The sequence below is a fragment of the Fodinibius sp. SL11 genome (assembly GCF_052060035.1).
In the GTDB taxonomy this organism is placed as follows: Bacteria; Bacteroidota; Rhodothermia; order Balneolales; family Balneolaceae; genus Fodinibius.
In genome coordinates, this window is the sequence record NZ_JBPOEA010000037.1 from 1 (window position 1) to 1,272 (window position 1,272).

At 42.8% G+C, this 1,272-nt stretch carries 1 protein-coding gene; it reads left to right on the forward strand.

Translation table 11 applies throughout. The annotated features are described in order from the left end of the window. Positions 1-78 precede the first annotated feature (78 nt). A protein-coding gene (locus ACQ76V_RS16005) for an IS3 family transposase (protein ID WP_441001508.1) occupies positions 79-1,241 on the forward strand; the annotation gives its coding sequence in 2 pieces (ribosomal slippage) (positions 79-352 and positions 352-1,241; 1,164 coding nt in all). Positions 1,242-1,272 lie beyond the last annotated feature (31 nt).

Genomic DNA, 1,272 nt, shown 5'->3' on the forward strand with positions numbered 1-1,272 from the left:
TATAATACTCCCAGAAAACTGGACCAAAAAATCATAGCAAATAAGATAGAATAGCCCTTAAGCAAAGAGGTCTATCTAATGACAAAAGTTCGTAAACGTCACAATGCTGAATTTAAAAGCAAAGTTGCCATTGAAGCCATCAAAGAGCACAAGACAATCAATGAGCTGACTACTGAATACGGTGTTCATGCCACCCAAATCAGCAACTGGAAAAAGCAAGCTTTGGCTGTCATACCAAGTGCCTTTAACACCAAACAGCACGACAACGAACAAGCCCAGCAAGCCACTATCGATGAACTGCATCGGCAATTAGGGCAAGTCATTAGCGAGAGAGACTGGCTTAAAAAAAAGTCCTCACAGCTACCCTAAATGCTCGTAAACAACTGCTAGAGCCTGACAATAAGGATTTCAGTACTCGTAAGCAATGTGAACTACTTGGTATTAACCGCTCAAGTCTGTATTATCAGCCAAAGCCCATCAGTAAGCTTGATATCACCTTAATGAACCTACTTGACGAACAATATACCAAAACCCCATTTTACGGGGTAAAGCGTATGACTGCTCATTTAAGGCAATTGGGTCATCCAGTAGGACAAAAGCGAGTTAGGCGATTACTACGGCAAATGGGATTAGACGCCATCTATCAGCATCCTAACACGAGTAAGCCTAACCCTGAGCATCGAGTTTACCCGTATTTGCTTAGGAATGTGCCCATTATCCGCTGTAATCAGGTATGGAGTACGGACATCACTTACATCCGCCTGTCTAAGGGCTTTGTGTATTTGATGGCGGTGATTGATTGGTACAGCCGTTACGTTTTAGACTGGTCGCTATCAACGACACTTGAAGCAGATTTCTGCATTGATACGGTGGGCAAATTACTGCACAATGGTCTACGCTGTGAGATTTTTAATACGGATCAAGGCTCGCAGTTTACCAGCCCAAGATTTACCACGCCGCTGATTGATTCGGGCATTGCTGTAAGCATGGACGGTCGTGGCAGGGCGTTGGATAATATCTTTGTAGAACGGCTTTGGCGGTCAGTAAAGTACGAATGCGTGTATTTACGCCAGTTTGATACAGTCAGTCAAGCCAGAGTTGGTTTGAAAGAATATTTCGAGTTTTACAATCATGAGCGGTTGCATCAGTCGCTTGATTACCATACCCCTGCACAGGTTTATTTAAACAATAGTTCGGTTAATCCTGTGCTTTATCAACCCAATTCTATCTTAATTTTATGATTATTTGGTCTAGACATTGGGGAGTACCTTA